Origin of the sequence: Achromobacter sp. NFACC18-2, from assembly GCF_900108985.1 — a bacterium.
Lineage (GTDB): Bacteria > Pseudomonadota > Gammaproteobacteria > Burkholderiales > Burkholderiaceae_B > Achromobacter.
The window spans coordinates 59,104-81,785 of the sequence record NZ_FNYM01000003.1 but is presented as its reverse complement, the minus strand read 5'-3'; the positions used below and the strand labels follow the sequence as shown (position 1 = coordinate 81,785).

The following is a 22,682-nucleotide window of genomic DNA, read 5'->3' as shown; positions in this document are numbered from 1 at the left end:
ATGTTCCCCCTCCCCTCCTAGAATCCTGGGATCAACCCGAGCATTCGCAACGGCGCAGGACATGGAAAAAAGGGGGAACCGCAGTTGGACAAGAAGCCCAATATCGTCTTGATCGTGGCCGACAACCTGGGGTGGGGGGAACTCGGCTGCTACGGCGGCGGCGCCCTGCGCGGCGCGCCCACGCCCCACATCGACCGCCTGGCCGCCGAAGGCCTGCTGCTGCAGAACTTCAACGTGGAAAGCGACTGCGTGCCCACGCGCTCGGCGCTGATGAGCGGGCGGCATCCGATCCGCACCGGCTGCCTGCAATCCGTGCCGCCGGGCCTGCCGCAGGGGCTCACGCGCGACGAGATCACGCTGGCCCAGCAACTGTCGGGCCAGGGCTACGCCACGGCGCACTTCGGCAAATGGCATCTGGGCGACGTGCCCGGGCGCTACCCGTCGGACCGCGGCTTCGACGAGTGGTATGGCATCCCGCGCACCACCGACGAAAGCCAGTTCACCGCCTCGGTGGGTTTCGATCCGGCGGTGGCCGATATCCCGCACATCATGCAGGGCCAGGCGGGCGGACCGTCGGAAAACGTCAAGGTCTACGACCTGGACACGCGCCGCGGCATCGACGCCGAACTGGTGGACCGGTCCATCGGCTTCATGCGCAAGAACGCCCAGGCCGCGCGTCCGTTCTTCCTGTATCTGCCCCTGGTGCACCTGCACTTTCCGACCCTGCCCCATCCCGACTTTGCCGGGCGCACCGGCGCGGGGGACTTCGCGGATTCGATGGTCGAAATGGACCACCGGGTCGGCCAGATCGTGCAGGCCGTGGATGCGCTGGACCTGCGCGACGACACCGTGTTCATCTTCTGCAGCGACAACGGCCCCGAGTACCGCAGGCCCTACCGAGGCACCGCCGGCCCCTGGAGCGGCACGTACCACACCGCCATGGAAGGCAGCCTGCGCGTGCCTTTCATCATCCGCTGGCCCGGCCGCGTGCAGCCCGGCCAGGTGTCCAACGAAATGGTCCACGTCACCGACCTGTACACCACGCTGTCGCGCATCGGCGGCGCGGAGATTCCGCAGGACCGTCCCATCGACGGCATCGACCAGACCGATTTCTTCACGGGGGCCAGCGCGACGTCGCTGCGGGAAGGCTTTCTGTTCTACATCAAGAACGACCTGCGCGCCGTCAAGTGGCGCGACTGGAAGCTGCACTTCTACTGGGAGCCCGAGGTCAACGAGGGCAAGGGCAAGCTGGAATCGCCCTATCTCTTCAACGTGAAGCAGGACCCCAAGGAGGAAAGCGATGTCCTCATCTTCAATACGTGGGTGCTGGGCCCCATCCTGAAAATGGTGCAGGCCTTCAACCAGTCCTGCGCCGCGCATCCGAACACCCCGCCCGGAAAACTGGACCCCAGTTGACGCCGTGGCGGTTCACTCGATAGCAGAAATCAAGGGGAAAACATGAAATTCGCTATCCCATGCGGCGCGCTGGTCCTGGCGCTTGCACTGCCCGCCGCCGCGGCCGGCGCGGCCGACGGCAAGCAGGATTGGCCGGCCAAGCAGATCACCTGGGTCGTGGGCTTCGTGCCCGGCGGCACCGCGGACGTGCTGACCCGCATCGCCGCGCAGGAACTGGCGCGCAAGACCGGCCTGAACGTCATCGTGGAAAACCGTCCGGGCGCATCCGGCGCGATCGCCCTGCAACTGGTGGCGCGCAGCAAGCCCGCCGACGGCTATCTCATCACCGTGCCGGGACCGCTGATCTATCCCACGCCGCAACCCGAGATCGGCCGCGAACTGGCGCCCGTGATGCTGATGGCGCAAGGCCCCATGGTGATCGTCGGCCCGGCCCGCGACGCCAAGGACAGCCTGCAGGACGTGCTGGCCGACGCGAAGCGCAGGCCGGAAGCCTGGAGCTACGGCAGCTCCGGCAACGGCACCTCGCAGAACCTGGCGGGCGAACTCCTGAACCAGTACGCCGGCACCCGCATCGTGCACGTGCCGTACAAGGGCGGCGGCCAGGCGGTGGCGGACGTGGCGGGCGGGCAGATTCCGCTGGCCATCCTGGGCTCCGCGCCGGTGATGCCGCAGATCAAGGCTGGCGCCTTGAAGGCCTACGCGGTCACGACGCCCTATCGCCTGGACAGCCTGCCCAGTGTGCCGACCGTGGCGGAATCGGGATTCAAAGGCTACGCCGCCACCCAATGGTTCTCGGTGGCGGCCAGCAACGCGATCACCGGCGAACAGCTCGAACCGATCAACGCCGCGCTGCGCGCCGCCGTCGCAACGCCCGAATTCAAGGCCGCGGTGGACAATGCCGGCATGCTGGCGGGCGGCGGATCGCGGGAAGATCTGCTGACGTTCATCCAGGCCGACAACGCCAAATGGAAAGCCTTGATCGACAGCGGCGCGGTGAAGCTGGCGAACTGAACGGCGCGGTTCAGCGCTTGGGTTCAGCTCATGTACACGCCGCCGTTGATCGCGTAGTTGGCGCCCGTGACGAACGCCGCATCGTCCGACGCCAGCCACACGCATAGCCCGGCGAGGTCCTGGGCCGTGCCCAGCCTGCCGACCGGGACGCTTTCCACGATGCGGTCCAGCAATGCAGGCGGGAAGGCCCGGACGGTGTCGTCGGCAATGAAGCCCGGCGACACCAGGTTCACCGTCACGCCGCGCGCCGCGACCTCCTGGGCCAGTGACCGCGTAAAGCCGATGACCGCGCCCTTGGCCGTGGCGAAGTTGATCTGGCCGATCTGGCCTTTCTCGGCCGCGACCGACCCGATGTTGATGATGCGCCCCCAGCCGCGGTCCGCCATGCGGTCGACCACCTGCTTGGTGCTGTTGAACAGCGTGTCCAGGTTGCTGCGCAGGACCGCGGACCAGTCGGCGTGGGTCATCTGCCGAAAGCGCATGTCCAGCATGGAGCCGGCGTTGTTGACCAGCACGTCGATCTCGCCGACCTCGCGCCGCACCTTGGCGAACGCGGCCTCGGTGGAGGCCCAGTCGGTGGCGTCGCCTTCCGAGGCGATGAAGTCGTAGCCCAGCGACTTCTGCTCCTTGAGCCAGTGGTCCTTGCGGGACGAGCGCGGCCCGCAGCCCGCGACCACGCGATGCCCGGCGCGATGCAGCGCCTGGCAGATCGCGGTGCCCGTGTGGCCCATGCCGCTGGTGACGTAGGCAATGCGCAAAGCCATGGTTCTTCCTTTTGAAAGTCGTGCGGCTCGCGCCGCGGGAGATCAGGCGGCGCCCACCAGGGGGAACAGGCCGAACGCCAGGGCGGCCGCCAGCATGACCAGGCAAACCATCGTGGCCCACTTCAGCGCATAGCGCTGGTGATCGCCGAATTCCACGCCGGCCAGGCCGACCAGCAGATAGGTGGACGGCACGAGCGGGCTGAGCAGATGCACCGGCTGGCCGATGAGCGAGGCGCGCGCCATCTCGACGGGCGTGATCCCGTAGCCCTGCGCGGCTTCGCTCAGGATGGGCAGCACGCCAAAGTAGAAGGCGTCGTTCGACATGAAGAAGGTGAACGGCAGGCTGACCAGCGCGGTGATGCCCGCGAGATACGGGCCCAGCGCGTCCGGGATCACGGCGAGCAGGCTGCGCGACATGGCCTCGACCATGCCGGTGCCCGACAGGATGCCGGTGAAGATGCCCGCCGCGAAGATCAGCGACACGACCGACAGCACGTTGCCCGCATGCTGCGCCACGCGGCGGCGCTGCTCGGCCAGGTTCGGGTAGTTGATGATCAGCGCCACGGCGAACGCGATCATGAACAGCACGGGCAGCGGCAGCACGCCCAGCACCAGGCTCACCATCAGCGCCAGCGTCAGGCCGGCATTCACCCACAGCAGCTTGGGGCGGCGCAGGTCGTGATCGACTTCGATCTCGGGCAGGTTCTTGGGGCCGTCCTCGTCGTAGCCGGCATGCAGCGACGCGCCCTCGGGCAAGGACAGCACGCCCAGCCGGCGGCGTTCGCGCAGGCCAAGAAAGAACGCCAGGACCAGGATGGCGACGATGGACACGCCCATTACCGGCACCAGCGGCACGAAGATGTCGCCCGCGTCCACATGCAGGGCGCTGGCGGCGCGCGCGGTCGGCCCGCCCCACGGCGTCAGGTTCATGACGCCGCTGGCCAGCATCGCCAGGCAGGTCATGGACAGCGCGTTCATCTTCAGGCGCCGGTACAGCGGCAGCATCGACGCCACCACGATCATGTACGTGGTCGATCCATCCCCGTCCAGCGAGATCACCAGCGCCAGCACCGTCGTGCCCACCACGATCTTCAGCGGATCGCCCTTCACCGCGCGCAGGATGCGGCCGACGATCGGGTCGAACAGGCCGGCGTCGATCATCACGCCGAAGTACAGGATGGCGAACATCAGCATCACGCCGGTAGGCGCGATCTTGCGGATGCCGTCCAGCATCATCTTGTCGATGCCGGCGCCGAAGCCGCCCAGCAGGGCAAAGATAATGGGGACAAGGATAAGCGCGACGAGAGGCGACAGGCGCTTGGTCATGATCAGCGTCATGAACGTGATCACCATGCCGAAGCCAAGCAGGGTCAGAAGCATGAGGGGTTATCTCCAGCTAGTCGTTGTTATGTGTGCGTGCCTCCGGCCTGGGAAGCAAGACCGCAAGGCTAGGAAGAAAAGCTGTCTGGAACCTGTCGCTTTTTGTTGGCTGCGCAGATGCGTGCGCGGCGTGGGGGGGGGGGCAGTCCACCATGCGACAATCGCCGCATGCGCATCCTGGTGATCGAAGACGATGAGGATCTGGCCGACGCACTCGTGCGCCGGCTGCGCCGTCTCGGCCATGCGGTCGACTGCCAAAGCGACGGCCTCTGCGCCGACGGCGTCCTGCAATACGAGACCTTCGACCTCGTCATCCTGGACATCGGCCTGCCCCGCATGTCGGGCTTCGACATCCTGCACCGGCTGCGCGACCGCGGCAGCAAGACGCCGGTGCTGGCGCTGACCGCGCGCATCGACATCGAAGACCGCGTCCACGCCCTGGATACCGGCGCGGACGACTACCTGGCCAAGCCCTTCGACTTCCGCGAGCTGGAAGCCCGCTGCCGCGCCCTGCTGCGCCGTCCCAGCCCGCAAGCCACGGGCACCCTGCGCTTCGGCGACCTGGTGATCGACAGCGCGGCGCGCCAGGTGACGCTGGCCGGCCGGCGCATCGACCTGCCCAAGCGCGAATTCAGCCTGCTGGAAATCCTGCTCGCCGGGATGAACCGCGCCGTCAGCAAGACGGAAATCGCGAACAAGCTGTTCGCCTTCGACGACGACGCCGCGCCCAACGCCATCGAGGTCTATATCGCCCGGCTGCGCCGAAAGCTGGAAGGGTCGCCCCTGCGCATCGAGACCCAACGCGGGACGGGCTACCTGCTGACGGCGACGGGCGGCGCGGATGGGGATCCGGCCGCCACGCCGCGCGCCTAGGCGCCGACACATGGACCGGCCGCGCACCCCGCCTCCCCGCCGCATTTCCATCCGCCGCCGCCTGCTGACGGTGCTGCTGGCGCTGTTCGCGGTGGGCCTGGGCGCGATCTTCCTGCTGGTGCGCGGCTACGCCAACCAGACGGCCGACACCACCTACGACCAGCTTCTGCGCGCCTCCGCGCTGTCGATCGCCGACAGCCTGCAACTGGTGCAGGACGCCTGGCAGATGGACATGCCGTATGCGGCGCTCGCCCTGCTGGAACAGGCGCCGCGCGACCGCGTCTTCTACCGCGTCGCCGCCGGCGGCGGCGCGCTCATCTCGGGATACGGCGACCTGCCTGCGCCGCCCGCGCGCGGCCAGGGCGACGCCAGCACCCCGCAGCTATACGCCGCCGCCTACCGCGGCGAGCCCGTGCGCATCGCCTGGATGGAACGCAAGATCGCCGGCCCGCGCGAGACCGAAACCGCGATCATCCAGGTCGCCCAGACGCGCGAGGCGCGCAATGCGCTGGCCCGGCGCATCCTGTGGCAGGGCACGCTGGCGCTCATCGGATTTGCCGCCGCCGCGCTGGCGCTGGCGTACTGGGGCCTGCGGCGCTCCCTGGCGCCGATCCGGCGCGTCGAGCGCGAGCTGGCCGGGCGCAGCGCGTCCGACCTGCATCCCATCGCCGCGCCCGTGCCCGAGGAACTGGACATGCTGGTGCACGCGCTGGACGGCTTCATGGCCCGGCTGTCCGAGAACCTGGACACGCTGCGCCTGTTCATCGCGGAAGCCGCGCACCAGCTCCGCACGCCGCTGGCCGCGCTGCATGCGCAGATGGAGGTGGCGCTGGACGAGGACGATCCGGCCGAGCAGCGCCGCAGCCTGCTGGCCGTGCTGCGCAACGCCGAAAAGCTCTCGCGCCTGGTCAACCAGCTGCTCAGCGACGCCAGCGTCATCCATCGCAGCAACGTCAGGCAGTTCCAGCCCGTCGACCTGGCCGAGCTGCTGAGCCAGGCCGTGTACGACACCGTGCCGCAAGCCGACCCGCAGCCCGACGTCCGCCTGCACCTGCCGCCCGCCGGCGCCGGCGACGCCCCGCGCGTGCCGGGCGACAGCCTGATGCTGCGCGAAGCCTTCAAGAACCTCATCGACAACGCCTTGCGCCACGGCGCCAACGACGCGGGCCACATCGACGTCCGGCTGGACCGCCACGACGGCGGCTGGCGCATCATGGTGTCCGACCAGGGCCCGGGCATCCCGCCCGCGCTGGCCAACACCGCATTCGAGCGCTTTGCGCGGGGTCCCGACCCCCGCTCTCCCGGCGCCGGCCTGGGCCTGTCCATCATCAAACGGGTGGTCGACATCCACGGCGGCAGCCTCAGCCTGAGCAACCGCGTGGGCGGCGGCCTGGACGCCGTCATCACCCTGCCTGCGAGCGCCGGCCATGCGTAGCGCCCTGTCCTTCCTGCGCGTCCTGGCCGCCAGCGCCGCGCTGGCGGTGGCGGTGGCGCTGGCGCCCACGGCCCACGCCGCGCAAGTGAGCGACGGCGGCCTGGTGCTGGGTCCCGCCGACAGCAGCGATGTGCTGGTCGTGCATGCGTCCAACAGCGTGGAGGTGTTTCGGGGCGTGCTGGAAGAGTTCAGCCGCCTGAACCCGTCCGTGCGGCTGGAATACACCGAACTGTCCACGCAGGATCTCTACAACGACGCCGTGGACCGCGCCGCCAAGGCGCCCGGCGTGCCGTCCGGGCCGGACCTCGTCATCAGCAGCGCCATGGACCTGCAGACCAAGCTCGTCAACGACGGCTATGCGCGTCCCCACGTCTCGCCGCAGACGCGGTCCCTGCCCGGCTGGGCCAACTGGCGCGACGAAGTGTTCAGCATCGGCACCGATCCCATCGTCATGGTCTACGACACGCGCAGGCTCGACGCCGCCCGCGCGCCGCACACCCGCCGCGAACTGCTGTCGCTGCTGCAGGCGCCCGACCAGCCGCTGGCCGGACGGATCTCCACCTACGACGTGCAGGGCAGCGGCATCGGCTATCTGGCCGCCACGCAGGACACGCGCCTGGACAGCATGGCGGGCGCGCTCCTTGCCGCCTTCGGACGCAACGGCGTGACGCTTCACGCGTCCACCGAACATGCGCTGGACAAGCTGGAAAGCGGCGACGTCACGCTGGCCTACAACCTGCTGGAATCCTATACCCGGCATCGCATCGACCAGGGCGCGCCGCTCGCGATCATCTATCCGCAGGATTACACGCTGATGCTGTCGCGCTCGGCCATCATTCCGCGGCAGGCGCCGCGCGGCGACCTGGGCGCGCTGTTTCTCGACTATCTGCTGTCCGCGCGCGGCCAGGAAACGCTGGCGCGGGTCTCCGGCATGCGGCCGGTCAGCGCTTCGGTCGTGCCCGCGGCCGGCGTGCGGCCCATGGCGCTGGGCGTCGGCCTGCTGGTGTACCTGGACCCGCTGAAAAAGCGCCACTTCCTGGACCTGTGGCGCGCGGCGATCCTGCCGCCGCGCTGACGCCGCCCTTCAATACGGGCTGGCCGTCGGCCGCACCACCACTTCACTGACGTCCACGTCGTCGGGCTGATCGATGGCATAGGCAATGGCGCGGGCGATGGCGTCCGGGTGCAGCGCCACGCGGCGGAATTCCTGCATCGCCACGCGCGCGGTGTCATCGGTGATGGTGTCCGCCAGTTCTGACTCGACCACGCCCGGGCAGACGACCGTCACGCGGATCTTGTCGGTCTCCTGGCGCAGGCCGTCCGAGATCGCGCGCACCGCGAACTTCGTCGCGCAGTACACCGCCGCCGTCGGCGACACGCTCAGCCCGCCGATGGACGACACGTTGATCACCTGTCCCCGACCCCGGCTTTCCATGCCGGGCAGCACCGCGGCAATGCCGTGCAGCACGCCGCGGATGTTCACGTCGATCATGCGGTCCCACTCGTTCACCTTCAGCGAGGACAAGGGCGACAGGGGCATCACCCCCGCGTTGTTGACGATCACGTCGACCGGCCCGTAGGCCGCTTCCGCGGCACGCACGAAGGCCTGCATGTCCTCGGCCGAGGTGACGTCCAGCGCGCGAAACGCCGCCGTGCCGCCCTTTGCCTGAATCTCTTGCACCAGCCGTTCCAGCCGGTCGGTGCGGCGCGCCCCCGCATACACGCGGTGGCCCTGCGCGGCCAGCAGGCGCGCGGTGGCCTCGCCGATGCCGCTGCTGGCGCCCGTGATGAGCACCACTTTGAATTGACGGGATTGTTGGGATTGCGTCGTGGTCATGGTCGTTCTCCTAAGTTGAAACCATGACTGGAATGCTAAGGACGGCGCCGCCTCGCGCGAATACCCGGCCCTATCGCACCCTTGCCCATTCCTATTGAAGGCCGTTTTTTGCGGGGACGCGGACCGGTAGAATGCCCGGAACCGGAAACCGAATCACGGATGCCCCATGACACTGCCGCCCAATCCGCTGTCGCAAGAGATGATCGCCCTGGTCGAGCGCCTGGCGCCCAACGAGGGATACAGCCTGTCCGCGCTGGACGGGGTGCGTTTCATGCGGTCGGACCGGCCGCTGGGCCGCACGCCGGTGCTTTACGAACCCGGCATCGTCATCGTGTGCCAGGGCCGCAAGCTGGGCTTCCTGGGCGACGAGGTCTATGTCTACGACGCGCAGCACTACCTGGTGCTGTCCGTGCCCCTGCCCTTCTCCACGGAAACGCAGGCCAGCAAGGAAGAGCCTCTGCTGGCCGTCTCCATCCGGCTGGACCTGGCCACGGTGGCGGACCTGGCGCTGGCGATCGACGCGCACGACGCCGCGCGGCGCGAGGGCGGCCCCCGCGAGGGCGCGTCCCGCGATCACGCGCCGCTGGGCATCGCGTCCACGCCGCTGTCCGGCGAACTGGCCGATGCCACGGTGCGCCTGTTGCGCGCGCTGTGCAGTCCGCTCGATGCCCAGGTCCTCGGCCCGGCGCTGGTGCGCGAGATCGGCTTTCGCGTCCTGAGCGGCGAGCAAGGCGGCGCGCTGCGCGCCGCGCTGGCGCACCAGGGACGCTTCGGGCGCGTGGCCAGGGCGCTGCGCCGCATCCATACCGACTTCGCCCAGCCGCTGGACGTGACGCACCTGGCGCAAGAGGCCGGCATGAGCGTGCCCGCCTTTCACGTCAACTTCAAGGCGGTCACGCAGACCTCGCCGATCCAGTACATCAAGTCGACGCGGCTGCACCAGGCAAGGCTCATGATGATCCGCGACGGCCTGACCGCCGCGTCGGCCTCGGCCCGCGTGGGCTACGAGAGCGCGTCGCAATTCAGCCGCGAGTTCAAGCGCTTCTTCGGCCGCGCGCCGGTCGAGGAAGTGCGCGACATGAAGGCGTCGTTCGCGCTGTCGCCCGCCGTCGCCATCGGCGAGTTCGCGGCCCCGCATTGAAATTGCCGGATGCCCAGGGCTTGCGCCGCATCGTGTAGCATTTCGCGCACTTGCAGCCACTCCATGCATCATGAGCTCTGACGTATCCCGCGCCATCGGCGTGCATCACAAGACCGCCCGCCAGATCCAGGATGAAGCGCTCGCCGCCATCCATGGCTGGTTCGACAAGCTGCAAGCGCGCGAGGACGTCGATGCCATCGTGGCCCGCACCCCGCTGCAAGCCGGCATCCACAGCGAGATCCTGCTGGAATACGAGCCCACGCGCATCGTGTTCGATGTCATGCCGGGATGGGAGCCGGACGACGAGGACGGGCTGCACGCCGAGGGCGGCGGCGGTCCGCTCAGCCCCGAAGCGGTCCAGGAGTCCCTGGCGCCCGTGCTGCGCCAGGCCGTGCTCGAACGCATCGCCCGGCTTGCCGGCAAGCCGCACCTGAATCACCACTTCCGTTTTCGCGCGCAGTTCCCCACGACCGGGGGCCGGCTGCGCCTGACGCTGGTCGACCACACCGACGCGCACAAGCAGCAGTGGCTGCGCGAGCGCGTGGCGCAGTACATCGACCAAGCCGTGCTCAATGGCAGCCAGCCCACCGATGCGCTGCATGTCAGCCTGCTGTGCGGCCACCTGCTGGATGCGCGCCTCTTTCCCGAACCGGACCACGCGCGGCTGGTCTGCATCTTCCAGCGCCTGCTCGCCCTGAACGCGGGACAGCCGTCGCTGGCCGAGCTGCGCGGCTCCCTCATCCACGCGCTGCGCTGCTGGTCCGAGCAGCAGTACCTGCCGCGTTACATCGACGTCTCGCAGGACCCCTTCCGCCAGAACATCTATGCGCGCAAACCCGGCGCCGCGCTCGATCCCGAGGACCGCGGCATCGACCTGCTGCTCTACGCCGCGACGCTGATCCTGCGCCACGAGCCCGGCTATGCGCGTCCCACCGGCCTGGGATTTCTGGAAATCGCGCGCGACCTGGGCAGCGCGCGCGCGGCGGCCATGCTGGCCGAAGGCAGCGGCGCGCATCCGGCCGAATGCACCCGGCTGACGGACGAACTCGTGGATTGCGCGGCCAACGACGTGCTCGCCACCGTGACCATCGCGATCCGGCAGGAAACGCCGGCTGCCTACGTCCGGTCGCTGGCATTCATCACGCGCCTGCTGCGCGCAGGCTTTCCCGCCGGTTACCGCATCGCGTTCAAGAGCACGGCGCGCCACTACCTGCCGGTCAAGGGCCTCGCCCGGTCAGACATGCACCGCTTCTTTGCCAACGCCGCGCAGCACCCGCAGGCGCATGACGCGCTGCAGGCCTATGCCTGCGCCGCGATTCAACCCTACGAGTGGTATACCGACGCCGAAGCCGAGAAGGCCTGCCTGTCCGGCACCTATGCCGCCTTTGCGCTGGGCCTGGCCGACGCCAGCCGCTTTGCGCTGCTGCGGCACTACATGGATCAGGTGGATGACGAACATCAGTCGGTGCAGGACCGCTATACCGCCGTCTTTCTTGAACACCATGGCCTGACGCCCGACACCGTCTCCACCGCGGTCGCGTGCCTGCGCCGTTGCACCGACGGCTTCAAGCTGCCCGCCAGGTTCGCGGTCGACGATGCGCAGACACTGACACTACTGGCCGACGCGCTTGCCGCCCTGCCCGAGCACGAACGAGCGCATGTGCGTGCACACGTGCGTGCGCGGCTGTTCGGTTCCGACAAGAAGCTGGCCGCGCTGGCGCGCAAGGCCGACGATGCGCGCAAGGCGCCGCTGCTGCGGCTGCTGGAGCCCTAGCCGGGCGGCGTGCGCGCAACGCCGTTGCGCGCCGGTTGAATTATCCCGGTATCGCCGCATCACCACGCGCGCCGCCCCGATTTTCATGGCCTGTATTCGCAGGGAATCTCGCCGTCCGCGAGGATTTGCGACGATAATTTGCGCTTGGGCCCGCTGCCGATCACGCGTTCATGCGCGGCGCGCCCAGCCGCTTTGATCCGCAGCAGCGGTGCGCCGCCATCCCTGACAGGCCGGCGCCACCTACCACCATCTGTGACACGTAGCAACGTTTACGTCTGAACCAGAGTTGGAGGCACGCCATGCCCGATCATCGAATCGCAATGCGCCGCGCCGTCGAGGCCGTGGACCATCTGACCGACCCGGATCCGCCATGGGCCGACATCCTCAGCACGGCCCGTGACCTGGTCGGCGCCGACAGCGGCGCCCTCATCGTGTTCGATGCCCGGAACAAGCTGCTGACCCTGTCGGCCATCGGGCTGTCCGATGCGTGCGCGGCGGATTACCAGGCGCACTACTTCAGCTGCGACATCGTGGAACAGGACTCCCGCAACGCGCCCGCGGGCACCTGGCTGGACACCGCACGCATGTACGACGCGGCCCAGTTGCGCCGCACCGAGTTCTACGCGGACTTCATGACCAAACACCGCATGGCGCAAGTGCTGGCGCTCATCATCGAATCCAACACCGTGCTGCACGCCGCCATCGGCTTTCAGCGGTCGTCCGTCGATCTCAAGGCCAGCGAGCGGCTGCAATCCGGCGACTATGCGCGGTACTTTCGCACGCTGCGCAACCAGTTGGCGCTGCGCGAGCGCAACCGGACCATCGGCTGGAAATCGCTGGAAAGCGCCTTCTCGGAAGTACAGGAAGCCGTGCTGCTCATCAGCATGGATTGCATGGTGGACAAGTTGTCGCCGCTGGCGGTCGGTTACCTGGGCGACACCAACGGCTGGACCCTGCATGGCCGCAGGCTGCGCCACGCGGATGCCAAGGTGCAGCGGCTGTTCGATGCGCATTGCGCCGCCGTGGCGCGCGACGGCCAGATGCGCTCGATGGCCACGGCCTCCGGCTGGGGCGAACTGTTCTGGGTCGACATCAGCGCGGCGCCGCAGGCGCTCAGCCTGATCGGCGGCAGGATGCTGCTGGTGCGCCTGCGCAAGAAAAGCGCTTTCGCCATGCCCGACGTCACCAAGCTGCAATCCGTGTTCTCCATCACGCATGCCGAGGCCGCGGTGCTGGCGGGCCTGGCCGCCGGGCACAGCGTCGAGGAAGTCGCCACCCTGCGCCATGCCTCGGTGCTTACCGTGCGCAAGCAGGTGGCCTCTTTGCTTACCAAGATGGAGTGCAGCCGGCAGTCCGAACTGGTGAGGCTCGCCTCGCTGCTGTAGGCGCAGGACGACGGCCGAGGCCGCCGGGAGCGTACTCAAATTTGAGTATGCGGGCTGCACCCATGCGGTCCTACGATGAGCACAAAGGCATGAGACCCGGGCCGCCGCGCCCCGCCGGGTCACCCTCCCGGCCTGCCCCCCCGCGCCGAACAGGCCATCGCGCCAGCGCGCCGCGCCGGACCATGACCGTCGCGTATCCGGTCCGCAGCTATCTTCGGCCAGCGCCGCGCCACGGCGCGCGCTTCGAGGACACCGGCCCCAATGCTGCGTCTCCCCCCTGTACCCCTAGGAGTCATCCATGAAGCCTGACCTGACATTCCGCGCCCTCGTCCCGGTCGCACTGGCGGTGTTCGCCGTGCTGTCCGGCACGGCCGGCGCCCAGTCGGCCGCCTCCGCGCCCACCACTGCCGCGCCCGCCCCCGACTACACCCCCACCCGCGCCGACGTCGAGCGCGACCTCGCCGCATGGCGAGAGTCAGGGCTGGAAGCCCAGTGGGCTGGCGATGAAACCCCGGACATCAACAGTCCGGTGTACATCTCCGACTATCGCAAGTACCAGAGCACCGTCCACGGCAGCGGCATGTCGCAGCCGGCATCGCAGTCCCAGACGGAACCGCAGCGTCGCTGGTGACTCGGCCTCTGCACCGTCCCTGCCCACGACGCGCGCGCGCAGTTGCGCCCGCGCGTCGTCGGTGTGACCAAACCTATCCGGGCTGCCCGCCCGGCTTGGCGCCCCGTGCGTCCACCTCGTTACAGGTCCTTCCACATTTAGCCAAATGACACAGTTCCTCCTCCGCTTCTGATTTAGTTCTACTCGTTGCTTGCTGTGGCGTCCGGCGCGACTTTCAGCGCCTGCGTACCGCGGGCAGAGAAAAAATCAATAACCCGGAGGAGAAGTCTATGCGTACGTTCAAACGCAGGGCCGCCGCATTGCTGGCAAGTGGCCTGATCTTGGTGCTGGCCGGCTGCGCCGCGCCCGGCGGCAAGAAAGACACGGTTGCCATGGCGGGCCTGTCGCAGCCCGTGGAGATCGTCAGGGACAAGCACGGCGTGTCCCACATTTATGCCAAGAACCAGGCGGACCTGTTCTTCGCGCAGGGCTTTTCCGCCGCGCGCGACCGGCTGTGGCAACTGGACCTGTGGCGCCGCCAGGGCGAAGGCAAGATGGCCGAGCAGTTCGGACCGCGCTTCATCGAACAGGACCGCGCCGCGCGCCTCTTCCTGTATCGCGGCGACATGCAGGCGGAATTCGCCAGCTACCACCCTGAAGGCAAGGCCATCCTCACCGCGTTCGCCAACGGCATCAACGCCTACGTGAACTGGGTCAAGGCCAATCCCGACCAGATGCCGCCGGAGTTCAAGCTGACGGGCACCGAGCCCGGCTACTGGAGCGCGGAGACTTCGCTGATCCGCATCTACGGCCTGACGCGCAACCTCAGCGAGGAGGTCCGGATGTCGGAGCGGATCGCCGCCCTGGGCCTGAACACCGTGCAGGGATTGAGCACCTTCGAGCCGCCCCTGGCGCTGCAGATTCCCGCCGGCCTGGACGTGCGCCAGATCGACAAATCGGTGCTGGCCACTTACCGGCTTGCGCGCGACGGACAGAAGTTCGAGGCCGGCGATTTCCCGCGCAGCCCGCTCGCCGCCGACGACCGCGCCAGGCTGGCGAGCGCCCTGTCCGAGGGCAGGCTCGCGTCGCTGGACCCCGGCTTCGACCCCCTGGCCGCCCGCTACGAAAGCAATAACTGGACCCTGAGCGGCGAGCGCACCGCCACCGGCAAGCCCATCCTGGCAGGCGACCCGCACCGATCCATCGCCATGCCGTCCTTGCGCTACATGGTCCACCTGAACGCCCCGGGCTGGAACGTGATCGGCGCCGGCGAACCGTCGCTGCCCGGCGTCTCGATGGGCCACAACGACCGCATCGCGTTCGGGTTGACCATCTTTGCATTCGCCGACGAAGAGGATCTCTACGTCTACGACACCAATCCCGCGAACCCCGGCGAATACCGCTACCAGGGCCGGTGGGAAAAGATGCGCCAGGTCGACGAGACCATCCCGGTGCGCGGCGCCGCGCCCGCCGTGCGCAGCCTGAAGTTCACGCGCCACGGACCCGTCATCCACGAAGACCCGGTGCGCCGCAAGGCTTACGCGGTGCGCGCCGCCTACCTGGAATTCCCGGGCACGGCGGCCTACCTGGCCAGCCTGCGGCTGAACCAGGCGCAGAACTGGAATGAGTTCGTGGCGGGCATGGAAAAGCACTACACGCCCAGCGAAAACATGGTGTACGCGGACGTGGACGGCAATATCGGCTGGTTTGGCGGCAGCATCGCACCCATCCGTCCGCGCAACGACTGGTCAGGCATGTTGCCCGTGCCCGGCAACGGCGACTTCGAATGGCGCGGCGTGCTGCCCGGCAACGCCCTGCCCCGCGTCTACAACCCGCCCGAGGGCTACGTTGCCACGGCCAACGAGTACAACCTTCCCGCGGACTACCCCTACCGGGATATGTCGGCCCGCACCTGGGCCGAACCCTACCGCGTCCAGCGCATCCGCGAGGTGGTGGCCGAAGGCCGCGGGCTGACCGTGCAGCAGTCGCAGGACCTGCAGTTCGACAACCTGTCGATTCCCGCCCGTACGCTGGGGGGCTACGCCAAGGCTCTGAACTCGGCTGACGCCAACGTCGGCGCGGCGTTGCGCCTGCTGAAGGACTGGGATTACCGCATGGACACCGATTCGCGGGCCGCGACGGTCTATGCGTTCTGGCTGCCCGAAGTCGTCAAGCGCGTGACCGACCTGTACGTGCCGGCAAGCGGACGTGCGGCGTTCGGCGAGCTTTCCACCCGCAAAACCCTGGAAAAACTCGCCACGCCCGATGCCGCCTTCGGCGCCCGGCCGGAACAGGGCCGCGACGCCCTCTTGCTGCAGGCGCTGGCGGACGGGCTGCAGAAGCTCAGCGCCAAGATGGGACCGGATTCGACGCAGTGGCAATGGGGCAAGCTGCACCACATCCAGTTCGATCACAGCCTGGCCGCCCTGCTGCCGCCCGACACCGCCAAGGCGTGGGGCACGCCGCGCTATCCGGTCGGCGGCGACAACGACACGGTGCATCGCGCCACGTTCCGCAAGAGCGATTTCCGCCAGACCAGCGGCGCGTCGTACCGGCAGGTGATCGACGTGTCCGACTGGGACAACTCGCGCGTGCAGAACGTGCCGGGCCAGTCCGCGGATCCGCGCAGCCCGCACTATCAGGACCTGCTCAAGGGCTGGGCGACCGGGGAATACTTTCCGATGGCGTTCAGCCGGGCGAAAGTGGACAGCCAGCGCTCGGACACGCTGACGCTCACGCCGGCGGGGAACTGACCGGACGCCGCGGGCGTCCGGCTTGATGTTCGTCATGCCGCCCGCCGCGCCGCGGGCGGACAATGTCCCGCGGAACCTCCGGGACCAGGGCGGCAGGCGCCGCGCCGTTGCGGCGCCCCTGCCGCTCTCGCGTCCGCCATACCCCGGGCGCCGCCATGACCGTCTATCCCGTGCTGCTCATCCTGCACCTGCTTGCCGCCTTTCTTTTTGTCGGCACGGTGTCCTTCGAGGTGCTGTTCCTGGAGCCCGTGCAGCGGCGCCTGCCGCCCGACGTGCGCAAGGCGCTGGGCAGCCAGCTCGGTCCGCGTGTGCGCAGCGTGGCGCCGTGGTCGGTGTTGGTGCTGTACGTGGCCGGCATCGGTCTCGCGTGGCAGCACCGGGGCGCGCTGTCCGCGCCCTGGGCTTCGTCCTTCGGACTGCTGCTGTCGATCAAGATCGCGCTGGCGCTCAGCGTGCTGGTCCATGTGGCGAGCGCGCTGGCGCTGGCCCGTCGCCGCCGGCTGACGGGCGCGGTGCAGGGGCGCATGCACCTGAGCGTCTTCTGCCACATGATCGCCATCGTCGTGTTGGCGAAGGCGATGTTCTACCTGACGTGGTGAGCCGGGCCGTGCGGTGCGCTATGCGCTAGCGGGCCTGCTTGCCCGAGGCGTCCTGCTCCACCACCATGTCTAGCACGTAGACCTTGGAGGGCGCATCGGCCGGCGGATTCTTCCAGTCATAGCGCTTGACGCGCAGCACGGTGCGCACGCCGTCCTGGTGCTCGAATCCCTCGATGGACTGATAGAGCGGTTGCCATTTGTCCGGCGCCGGCAGCGCGATGCCCGCGTCGTTGAACTTGCGCTCGCGCACCATCAGGCACTGGTAGTGCGGAATCATGGGATGGCTGCATTCGGCGCGCTTGGCGGCCACTTCCAGGAACATGATCTGCCCCGTGCTGCCGTACAGCGTCTCGGGCGTCGGCTCGCCCACGAACTTGAGCACGGTGCCATCCTGCGCCGTCAGTTCCAGTGCCGGCTCGGCCTTGTCGCCCGACAGCGCGACGCGCAGCTCGCCCTTCAGGCGTTGGCCGATTTCGGCGTCGAGCTGCATCAGGCTCTGTTCGCAGGCCTTCATCGTGGACGCCAGGTTCGCGATGGTCAGCACCCCGTTCTTGTAGGTGTAGCCGCCGAACTGCGCATTGCAGCCGCCGCGGATGTTCAGGCCATCGGCCGTGAAGCTCAGGCGCACCTGGTGCTCGATGCCTTTCTGGAGGGCGGCGATCGACTGGCCCGCCGCATCGGTGGCCGAGGTCAGGCGCCAGTGGTAGGCGGTCAGGGTCGCCTGGGTCTCGGCGGCGGCGGACGGCGTAACGGCGGAAGCAGGCATGGCGGACGATCCTTCGCGGGGAGAGGTAGCGGGCGCGCAGGCGGAAAGCAGCGCGGCGCATACGGATGCAAGAAGGATGGTTTTTTTCATGATTGGTTCCTGTCAGCCGGATGGCCCTGATCGAAAAGCGGCATTCTACGTCCGTGGCGTGGACGAAAATGCCGGACCACCACCCAGACAGTTTCCAAATCTTGCGGTGCGGGCGCGCGGCCGGCGAGCGATTACAGTCTGACACCTTCGCCGCCGGCCGCACGCATGCGCCGACCCCGCGCTACAACGCCGAGGCCATCGCCAGCCGCTCCGCGTAGTGCGGAATCGACAGGCGCTCGATAACGGCCTGCTGCTGCGCGCCGAACACATCGCGCTCGTCCGGCGAGGCCGAGATATTCGGACGGTCGATCGTCAGCTTGATCGCGTTGCAGCTATCCACGAAAAACGCGCCGACGACGCGCTCGGGCGGCACCCCGAGCACCCGCGCCACATTGGCGGGGCAGAACACGTTGGAACGCAGCGCGGCCTCGTAGTCGGCGGCGGAGTTGAACACGATGTCGAACGTGAGCCGGTTGATGCCCGCGTCCTTGCTGCGGATCACCACGGCCATGTCGAGCAGCGGCTGTTCGCGCTGGGGGCTGCCGTCGGGCGGCGCGTCGGCGATCAGCGACAGCGTGCGGTCATCCAGGTTGCCTTCGTAGCGTGTGGTGCCGATGTCGTCGTACCGGGGCCGGCCGGACCCGCTTTCGGTCCATGCAGAACCATTGGCGCGAAAGTACGTGATCGGGAACATGCGCTGCTTGATCAGGTCTTCGTTCTGGAGCAGGTGGTAAAGCGTCCATTCATAGGCGTCGCCCGCGTCCAGGTTCATGCGCGAGCCTTCGCGGGCGGGGGCCAGCGCAAGCAGGCCGTCCAGGTCGGCGCGGTGGCGCGCGGCAAGCCGGGCGGGATCGCGGTCGATGGTGCGCAGCAGCGCCACCGGGCGGTCGGCCCCGGCTTCATGGATCTGCCAGGCCGCGTCGCGCAAGGCATCCGGAAACTCCGCCTGCACCAGCTTGATCACCGCCTCCCTGATCATCGCGTAATTCGCCTGGAACACCGGATCGCGCGTGCCGCTGGGCACGACCGCGCCGTACTGCCCGTCCTCGCGCTGGAAACTCACCAGATTGGGCGACAGCGGATAGGCAATGTTGCCGGCGGTGGCCTTACGCCCGGCATACCCGTAGTGGATCAGGTAGTGGGTGAGCAGGCTGGCCAGCGTTTCGGCGGCCTGGGGCGTGGCGGCGCGCGTCTCCACGATGAGGCCCAGCTCCTCTTCGCCGTCCCGCACGGGCGTGGCCTGCACGCCGTTGCGGCCATACACCAGGACGTCCTCGGGGACGCGCGGCAGGTCGGCGGGGTCCAGATGGACCAGCGACACCTTGCGCTTGCCCAGCAAGCGCGCGCCCTCCAGCTTGATGCTCCACGGCCATGGCTTGCCCGCATGCACGAACTGGCTGTTGCGGATGCCGGCGGTGCGCGCGTCGCGCGCGAAGAATTCGGTGTGTTCCATCGCCAGGATGCCCTCGGGGTAGAACTGGAGCTGGGGATGGCTTTCCTCGTACAGCGAATGCGCCGCGATCGAATAGGGCGTGCAGCGCCGCGCCGGATCCGGCGCCACGAAGAGCGCCGTACCGTCGTCATAGATCTCCGCCACCAGACAATCCGACGGAGACCCGGGGTCGCACGCCAGCGCGCCGCATTCCAGCACATGGCCCACGTGGTACGCGAGGCCGGGATCGATGCCGCGGCGGATCATGTCCGACGCGAACAGCGCAATGTCGCAGGCCCGGCCAGCCAGCACGTACTTGGCGCCGCTTTCCAGCGCGGTGATGAGGGGATGCACGCCCATCTGGCCCACGATGACGCTCTCTTCGAGCGCCGCTTCGTCCAGGTCGGGACCGGCGCCCGTGGCCCGCAGCGCCCCCGCCCGGTATTCGCGGATGACGCTCGCCGGATCCAGCTCGGACCGGATGACCGCCACGCTGCGGTCGCGCACGCCCAGCTCCTCGAAGACTTCCTTGGCGACGGCGATCATCCAGTCCAGGTTGCGGTTGCCGCCCGCCATGCCGCAGCTCCCCAGGATGACCGGTCCGTCGATGCGTTCGCCCGCCTCGACCATGTTGCGAAAGTCCGCCTTCACGGCTTCGCGTTCAAAGTACTCGGTTCCGGTACCCAGGTAATACGGGCCGGCGTCCATCGACCCCGCATCCGAGATCACGGCGTCGATGCGCCCTTCCAGGGCCTTTTGCAGCGATTCCTTGGGAAATCCATATCCCAGCGCGCCGCACGCGGACACCACGCGATAAACCAGCTTTGCCATCGTCACTCTCCTTGTCGCGCAGGCCGCCGAGGTTGGGGAACCTGCATGGGAGTGAAGCTTGCGCCGGTCTGGGGCGCCCAAAAAATACTATGTCGATATGCGGGTATAGGCGGGCGATATGGTCAGGGCGTCAGCAGCTCCGCGCCCGCCAGCCCCTTTTCCCGCACCTGCTGCATGACGACGTCGCTCAGCAGCCCCCGCACCGCCTCCGCGGGCGGGGCCAGCGGCACATCGGCCGACGCGATGACCGCCGCCGTCAGGTAAACCGGCGGCTCGATCAGCGCCGCCGACACCATGGCGCGTCCGGGCAGGCCGGAAAAATCGCCCCGCGGCAGGATCGTGTGGCCGATGCCGGCCTGCACCGCGGACAGCATGCCGGAGAACACCTCGGTCTCGGCCACGACCTGCGGCACGATGCCGGCCTCGGAGAACAGGCGGTCCAGCATCCCGCGCGTGATGTTGGGATGCGCGGGCAGAATGAGCGGCATGTCCGCAAGCCGCTCGAACCGCAAGGCCGATAGCCGTCGCCCGGGTTTGCACGGGCTGACCACGAAAAGCCGCTGCCGGAACAGCGGTTCGCGCGCGAACCCCGTGGTCGGCTGGTCCTCGAACACCAGCGCCAGGTCGAGCGAGCTGTCGCGGATGCGCGCGCCCAACTGGCCGCTGGCGTCGCTGCTGAACCGCAGGCTGATCTTGGGCAGCACGGCCCGGCACTTTTCCATCAGTTCGCCGGCCAGGAACGACGCCAGCGTGGACGACATGCCGATACGCACGACGCCCTGGATCTCGCCGTCGAGCGACCGGACGATCTGCGGAATGCGCTCCATGCGGCTCAGGATGGAGGCCGCCTCCGTGTAGAACGCGGCGCCCGCCGCCGTGGGCCGCGCGCCGCGCGCGCTGCGGTGCAGCAGCACCACGCCCAGTTCCTCTTCCAGCGCGGCGATCTGCTGGCTGAGCGCCGGCTGCGCCACCGGAATGAGCGCCGCCGCGCGGGAGAAGCTGCCCGCCTCGACGATCTTCACGAAATACCGGAGGTGGCGCAATTGCACGGACGGGCTCCGGTCAGAACGTCACCTTGACCGACGGCGCGCTGCGCTCGGCTGCGCCATGGAACACCGCCTCGATGTTGTTGCCGTCCGGGTCCAGCACGAATGCGCCGTAATAACCGGGGTGGTAATCGCGCAATCCCGGCGCGCCGTTGTCCTTGCCGCCGTGGGCCAGCGCCGCCTGGTAAAACGCATCCACCATCGCGGCGTCGCGCGCCTGGAACGCAAGGTGATGGCGCCCGGTCAACTGGCCGAGCGCGGCCTGGCTGTCGGCCGTCGATACGAACAGTTCGTCGGCCCAGAAGTAATCGTCCGCCGTGCCGCCCATCGGCACCTCCAGGGCGTCGAACACGGCCTGGTAGAACCTCAGGCTGGCGGGCAGGTCGCGCACGACGAGCTGGATGTGATCGATCAGGCGGCCGCGATGGATCTCGTGGGTCTGCATGAGGTCTCCGTCCTGGTGAAAAGGCTCGGTTGACTATAGCGCCATCCGCCGCGGATCAACCGGGGCTCGATCAAATGGTGTCCACCCGCCGCGTCCGGCCCCGGAAAAAGCGAGGCCCGCATTCCTCTTGCGAGCAATGCGGGCCTGAAGTGAACCTCAGGTATCCGGAGCGGCGCCCGGCAGGTCGTGCCGCGAACGGTGGCGCACTGGCACTTTCGCCGCTACTTCGCGGCCGGATACGCCGGGTCGGCCAGGCAGGCCTGCACCCATTCGTAGTCGTCCGCGTCGTAAATCTCGCCGTCGATCTTCGGCAGCGGATCGGACGCATACACGTACTGCGGCTGGGCCGGCGTGCGATTCCATTTCGTCTTGCCTTCGCTGTCGGAGCATGGCTGGTCCGCATCGTTGTAGGAGCAGGACGCGACGACCTTGGGCTTGCCGTTCAAGACATTGGCAACGTAGCGCCGGGTATACACGCCGCCCGATGCCCACGACTCGTCGATCGAACACACGTGGTCGTGGTTCTGGTAATGGCGAATCGCAAAGCACGCGTAATCCGTGTAGTCGCGCGGCAGGACGTCGCATGAGGTCCAATAGCCCGCGAACGCCCCGCCGGTGAACTGGGCCAGGAACTGCCGTTGTTCCAGCGCGCGGCGGATCATGCGTGGCGCCGCGTCGCCTTTTTCCGTTTCCTTGAACTGCGCGCTGCGCGCGCGGATGAGCTCGCGCCCGGCCTGGGCGGCGGTCTTGCCGTCGGGCAGCGCGTCGGGCGTGTCGATCAGCGTCTCCAGCGCCTTGTCCCGCGCGACCAGCCAGCGCTTCTGGCTGTTCACCAGCATCGCGCGGATCTCGGCGTCGGGCGCCTGCTTGAGCAGCGCGGCGTAGTTCCGGTTCAACTCGGCATCGGCCGCGACCGCGCCGCGGTCCGAGCAGATCAGTTTCTCGACGTCCGTGGCGGCCTTCCTGCAATCGATGGCCAACGCGGGGGCCGACACTGCAAACAGCCCGGCCAGGGACAACAGGCGCAACGCGGGAGTTCCAGGTTTCATCCGATCTTTCTTGGGTTCAGTGGCGGGGCCGCCGGGCATGGCGGT

General features: G+C 68.3%; 19 protein-coding genes. 11 read left to right on the top strand and 8 right to left on the bottom strand.

What is annotated here, in order from left to right; genetic code table 11:
- Window positions 1-84 precede the first annotated feature (84 nt).
- Both BMW75_RS05275 and BMW75_RS05270 read left to right on the top strand, forming a co-directional pair.
- Complete coding sequence (locus BMW75_RS05275) at window positions 85-1,416, top strand: arylsulfatase (protein ID WP_092577589.1); 1,332 nt, start codon at window positions 85-87, stop codon at window positions 1,414-1,416.
- Window positions 1,417-1,458: 42 nt separating this feature from the next.
- The gene (locus BMW75_RS05270; RefSeq protein ID WP_092577587.1) at window positions 1,459-2,427 is read left to right on the top strand and encodes a tripartite tricarboxylate transporter substrate binding protein; all 969 of its coding nucleotides are present in this window, start codon (window positions 1,459-1,461) and stop codon (window positions 2,425-2,427) included.
- Window positions 2,428-2,450: 23 nt separating this feature from the next.
- Here BMW75_RS05270 and BMW75_RS05265 read toward each other — a convergent pair whose 3' ends face one another.
- Entirely contained in the window at window positions 2,451-3,191 is a 741-nt protein-coding gene (locus tag BMW75_RS05265; protein WP_092577585.1) for an SDR family oxidoreductase, read from the bottom strand.
- Between the two features lie 42 nt (window positions 3,192-3,233).
- Window positions 3,234-4,571: a CitMHS family transporter gene (locus BMW75_RS05260; protein ID WP_092577582.1), complete on the bottom strand. Its 1,338-nt coding sequence runs from the start codon at window positions 4,569-4,571 to the stop codon at window positions 3,234-3,236.
- Between the two features lie 168 nt (window positions 4,572-4,739).
- On the opposite strand from BMW75_RS05260, the gene BMW75_RS05255 reads away from it, so the two are divergent.
- Genes BMW75_RS05255 through BMW75_RS05245 form a run of 3 tightly spaced genes read left to right on the top strand, consistent with a single transcriptional unit; the run spans window position 4,740 to window position 7,954 of the window.
- Complete coding sequence (locus tag BMW75_RS05255; protein WP_092577580.1) at window positions 4,740-5,444, top strand: response regulator transcription factor; 705 nt, start codon at window positions 4,740-4,742, stop codon at window positions 5,442-5,444.
- A gap of 10 nt (window positions 5,445-5,454) precedes the next feature.
- Window positions 5,455-6,879 carry a sensor histidine kinase gene (locus tag BMW75_RS05250; RefSeq protein ID WP_092577577.1) on the top strand — a complete coding sequence of 475 codons (1,425 nt, stop codon included), beginning with the start codon at window positions 5,455-5,457 and terminating at the stop codon, window positions 6,877-6,879.
- The gene (locus BMW75_RS05245; RefSeq protein ID WP_092577575.1) at window positions 6,872-7,954 is read left to right on the top strand and encodes an ABC transporter substrate-binding protein; all 1,083 of its coding nucleotides are present in this window, start codon (window positions 6,872-6,874) and stop codon (window positions 7,952-7,954) included. The genes BMW75_RS05250 and BMW75_RS05245 overlap by 8 nt, the downstream gene beginning before the upstream one ends.
- A gap of 9 nt (window positions 7,955-7,963) precedes the next feature.
- Here BMW75_RS05245 and BMW75_RS05240 read toward each other — a convergent pair whose 3' ends face one another.
- On the bottom strand, window positions 7,964-8,716 hold the full coding sequence (locus tag BMW75_RS05240; protein ID WP_092577573.1) for an SDR family oxidoreductase: 753 nt from the start codon (window positions 8,714-8,716) through the stop codon (window positions 7,964-7,966).
- Window positions 8,717-8,882: 166 nt separating this feature from the next.
- Here BMW75_RS05240 and BMW75_RS05235 point away from each other — a divergent pair, with 166 nt between their 5' ends.
- The 6 genes from BMW75_RS05235 to BMW75_RS05210 all read left to right on the top strand — a co-directional run bounded on the left by BMW75_RS05235 (window position 8,883) and on the right by BMW75_RS05210 (window position 16,978).
- Window positions 8,883-9,857: an AraC family transcriptional regulator gene (locus BMW75_RS05235; protein ID WP_092577570.1), complete on the top strand. Its 975-nt coding sequence runs from the start codon at window positions 8,883-8,885 to the stop codon at window positions 9,855-9,857.
- Between the two features lie 70 nt (window positions 9,858-9,927).
- Window positions 9,928-11,631, top strand: a complete 1,704-nt coding sequence (locus BMW75_RS05230) for a DUF6138 family protein (RefSeq protein ID WP_092577568.1) — start codon at window positions 9,928-9,930, stop codon at window positions 11,629-11,631.
- A gap of 299 nt (window positions 11,632-11,930) precedes the next feature.
- Window positions 11,931-13,016 (top strand): LuxR C-terminal-related transcriptional regulator, encoded by a 1,086-nt coding sequence (locus BMW75_RS05225; RefSeq protein WP_076519252.1) that lies wholly within the window; start codon window positions 11,931-11,933, stop codon window positions 13,014-13,016.
- Between the two features lie 298 nt (window positions 13,017-13,314).
- Window positions 13,315-13,647, top strand: a complete 333-nt coding sequence (locus tag BMW75_RS05220; RefSeq protein ID WP_092577566.1) for a DUF4148 domain-containing protein — start codon at window positions 13,315-13,317, stop codon at window positions 13,645-13,647.
- A gap of 269 nt (window positions 13,648-13,916) precedes the next feature.
- Complete coding sequence (locus BMW75_RS05215) at window positions 13,917-16,379, top strand: penicillin acylase family protein (protein ID WP_092577564.1); 2,463 nt, start codon at window positions 13,917-13,919, stop codon at window positions 16,377-16,379.
- 155 nt (window positions 16,380-16,534) lie between these two features.
- Window positions 16,535-16,978, top strand: a complete 444-nt coding sequence (locus BMW75_RS05210; RefSeq protein WP_076519249.1) for a CopD family copper resistance protein — start codon at window positions 16,535-16,537, stop codon at window positions 16,976-16,978.
- Window positions 16,979-17,003: 25 nt separating this feature from the next.
- Here BMW75_RS05210 and BMW75_RS05205 read toward each other — a convergent pair whose 3' ends face one another.
- From BMW75_RS05205 to BMW75_RS05185, 5 genes are all read right to left on the bottom strand, one after another.
- Complete coding sequence (locus tag BMW75_RS05205) at window positions 17,004-17,744, bottom strand: META and DUF4377 domain-containing protein (protein ID WP_217646932.1); 741 nt, start codon at window positions 17,742-17,744, stop codon at window positions 17,004-17,006.
- 271 nt (window positions 17,745-18,015) lie between these two features.
- Window positions 18,016-20,097: a DUF4387 family protein gene (locus BMW75_RS05200; protein WP_092577558.1), complete on the bottom strand. Its 2,082-nt coding sequence runs from the start codon at window positions 20,095-20,097 to the stop codon at window positions 18,016-18,018.
- A gap of 122 nt (window positions 20,098-20,219) precedes the next feature.
- Window positions 20,220-21,146: a LysR substrate-binding domain-containing protein gene (locus BMW75_RS05195; RefSeq protein WP_092577555.1), complete on the bottom strand. Its 927-nt coding sequence runs from the start codon at window positions 21,144-21,146 to the stop codon at window positions 20,220-20,222.
- 13 nt (window positions 21,147-21,159) lie between these two features.
- On the bottom strand, window positions 21,160-21,588 hold the full coding sequence (locus BMW75_RS05190) for a VOC family protein (protein WP_076519245.1): 429 nt from the start codon (window positions 21,586-21,588) through the stop codon (window positions 21,160-21,162).
- A 221-nt stretch (window positions 21,589-21,809) separates the two neighbouring features.
- Entirely contained in the window at window positions 21,810-22,637 is an 828-nt protein-coding gene (locus BMW75_RS05185; RefSeq protein WP_092577553.1) for a lysozyme inhibitor LprI family protein, read from the bottom strand.
- Between the last annotated feature and the right edge of the window lie 45 nt (window positions 22,638-22,682).